Here is a 3,266-nt window from a genome sequence, read left to right on the forward strand (position 1 = left end):
GGAGTTTTTTTTATGTCTGTAAATACTATTTTTTGAAAAAATGGAACTATTTTAAAGGCATGCAACGCCAGTGGGTCTGACCCCCGCTGCGTTAACGCGTTAACACAATGGGGGTCTGACCCCAATATTACTCCATCCACTCAATTTTTTCAGGATCACCTGTCGGGAAAGGTTGGTCGATTGAAACGTGACCGAGTAATGTTTCCGTTATCTCTCCCTCAATTAAAACCTGTACTTGCGCAAAGCCAAACTGTTCTAGAATCAACCCGATTTGTTGGACCAACAGCATTTCTCCACTAGATCCGAGATTCGCGTTACGAATTTCCTCTGAAAAACTAATGTACGCCATATCGTTCTCTTCGCTAATCGTTTCGACAACAACATCAGCAGGAACTAGAGTTACAAGTTTATCGTGTTCTGGTCCCTCCATCCATACCTCAAAGACTGCATAAATCATATCTTCCTCTGTTGCAGCGGTTACTTCTTCTCGTACACGGTAATTTTTCATTAGATCCTTATCTGCAAAATAGAGAACGACTGACTTCGTTATTTTCTGTTCTGGTTCTTTCGGGTCTAATTCATCTTCTGTTACCGGATTCCCTTGATTTTCATCAGTTATGTCCTCACTTTGATCTGGACCTGCTGGCTGTTCTACATCGGTTCCACATCCTGCAATAAAAATGGCTGGAAGTAACACTCCTATTAATAATTTTAAATACCATTTCATCTTCATACCCCCTCTATCGTATATTTTCATCATAAAATAGATTTGTATCTCGATCATTGTCTCTACGTAACAATTTTGTTACATAACGTAATTTGAAAACACGTTCCTTTCCCTTTCGTTGATTGAGCGGTAATCGTCCCACCATGCTGTTCAATGATTTGTTTTACTAAGGCAAGGCCCAGACCGCTACCCTCCTGACTCCATTCACTCGCATCCATTGTCCTATAAAAAGGCTCAAATACGTATATTAGATCTTCTTTTGATATCCCAATTCCTTCATCACAAATGAAAAGTTCAACTTTATCTTTTTCGGCTTTCGTCAATGTAACTGTTATCGTTGTGTTTGAAGGAGAATAACGAATCGCATTACTAATGATGTTATCGACCACTTGGAAAAAGCTAGCAAGATCAACATGGATCAATACATCCTCTAGGATAAAATCTAATTTGATCTTTTTGCTTTCACACACATGCTGAAAGTGCTTGTGAATATGTTTTTTTATTTCTGAAGCCTCCAGAGGTTCTTTCCTTAAGGATCGGTCCCAGGCACGGTTCATATCAAGTAGTTGATTCACCATTTGTTTCATTTTATCGATTTGTAACATAAGATCAGCAACAAATTCTTCATGGTCTTCAGGGCTTTCCCGAACAGATGCTAAATTTTCACTAATCAGCTGCATCGTTGCAAGCGGTGTTTTTAATTCATGAGAGGATGCACTCAAAAATTGTCTTTGCCGTTGTTCGTACTGATTCAACTGTTGGACCATTCCTTCAATCGCTACCGATAGATCTTTTATTTCATCTTTACGGTGATGCCTAAATTTAAACGAACGGTTATGACGTGAGATTTTATTCATTTCGGTAATCATTTTAGAAATCGGTCGTGAAAACAAGGAAGCAATTCCAAAACTCAAAATAAAAAATATGATAATAGCCGTTCCGATCACAAAAATCATCCAGCTTTGAAACGATCGAATGTCTTCATATAAAATATTGACATCTTCAATCATTAATAAATAGCCGCCAACGGGTTGATTTTCTTCTAAATATAACAAGGTGTGCTGGACATATCCGTAATTAGATGTTTCTTTAAACGTTGTCCTAGGTAATGGATTTTCTGCTCTTAGTATCGGTATATCAATTATCGTTCCTGCAGCTAATTGCTCGTAGCTGTCATATCGCACTTGTCCTTGTACATCAATTAAGAGTAAACGAACATCCAATCGATTACTGTACGTGGATAAATAGCCTGCTGTTCTTTCTGGAAATTTAGGATAAACGCCTTGAAGCCTTTCCACGATCGATGCCCCTTGACTGATCGTTATATTTTCATGCCCTTCGATAACTCGCTCTTCATATGCTGCTACAATGAAATAATAAAGTGCAACCCCCATTACTACAAAAAGAAGAGAAAATAGAAGCCACATTTGATATTTTAATTTCATGGATTGCCTCCGAAACGATATCCGACTCCACGAACGGCATGAAGGTAATTTTCACCCGTTACTTCATTTAATTTTTTCCTTAGACGACTTACATTGACATCAACCGTTCGATCGTTATAGCCCATCGAGTCACCCCATACTCTTTCAAACAACGCTTCTCGGTAAAATACTTTTCCTGGATGCTTCATCATTACGTCTAAAAGTTTAAATTCATTGACTGTTAACGGGATACTTTCCTCTTTGTAACGGACAACCATCTCGTCTTTATCTAACTCTAATTTCTCATAGCGGATAAAACGGTTAGATGTCGTGCGGGACTGGATCTTATCATTACGACGAAAAAGCGCATGCATTCTAGCTAATAGTTCCCTTTGGTGAAACGGCTTGACTAGATAATCATCGGCACCAACCTCCAATCCAATCACTTTATCCATGACTTCGCTTTTCGCCGTTAGCATAATAATAGGGACATCCGAAACTTGCCGCACATCGCGACATAAGTCCAACCCATCTTTTTTCGGCATCATCCAATCAAGGAGGAGAAGGTCGTAATGCTTTTTCTGAAATAACTCCCACCCTTCGACTCCATCATAAGCCACGTCTATTTCATACCCTTCTTTCTTCAAAAAGAAAGAAACGTTCTTAGCTAACACCCTTTCATCTTCAACTAATAATAGTTTTTTCATGATCATACCCCTTTAAAAATAAACTAAGGTGATATTTCTAATATTATAAATGGTAAAAGTAAAGACTCTGAATAATGAGCCTTTACTTTTTATCATGTCATTATTTGTTAATATCTTCAATGATAAGCTGCTGTCCTTTTTGTTTATACGAAAAAGTAATCGTTTCATTCGGCTTTAAAAATAACGCGATTTTTTGAGCAGATGTGCTTAATTGATACGCCTCATAGCCTTTGCTCGTTTTGATTTCAACGGTGTGTGGGTCGGCTAACCCGATATATGTCCCTGTTTCCGTTTTAGTTTCTTCTTTTTGTTGATCCTGCTTCTGTTTTGTAATGCTTTTGATTACTTGTTGCGGACCATTCTCATAATACTTGAATTGTACCGCGTCATTGGTGTTTAGGTTTTGTA

3 protein-coding genes and 1 pseudogene are annotated in these 3,266 nt (G+C 38.1%); all 4 read right to left on the bottom strand.

The features are described from left to right. Positions 1-127 precede the first annotated feature (127 nt). A complete protein-coding gene (locus tag GKP30_RS23265; RefSeq protein ID WP_216831863.1) occupies positions 128-727 on the bottom strand; it encodes a GerMN domain-containing protein in 600 nt (199 codons plus the stop codon). Between the two features lie 62 nt (positions 728-789). Next, positions 790-2,172, bottom strand: a complete 1,383-nt coding sequence (locus GKP30_RS23270) for a sensor histidine kinase (protein ID WP_216831864.1) — start codon at positions 2,170-2,172, stop codon at positions 790-792. Continuing rightward, on the bottom strand, positions 2,169-2,858 hold the full coding sequence (locus tag GKP30_RS23275) for a response regulator transcription factor (protein WP_216831865.1): 690 nt from the start codon (positions 2,856-2,858) through the stop codon (positions 2,169-2,171). Before GKP30_RS23275 ends, GKP30_RS23270 begins: the two co-directional genes overlap by 4 nt. Positions 2,859-2,958: 100 nt before the next feature. Continuing rightward, positions 2,959-3,266, bottom strand: a pseudogene (locus GKP30_RS23280) (hypothetical protein); the annotation flags it as partial.

This window comes from Alkalihalobacterium elongatum, from assembly GCF_019024285.1.
GTDB lineage: Bacteria > Bacillota > Bacilli > Bacillales > Bacillaceae_F > Alkalihalobacterium > Alkalihalobacterium elongatum.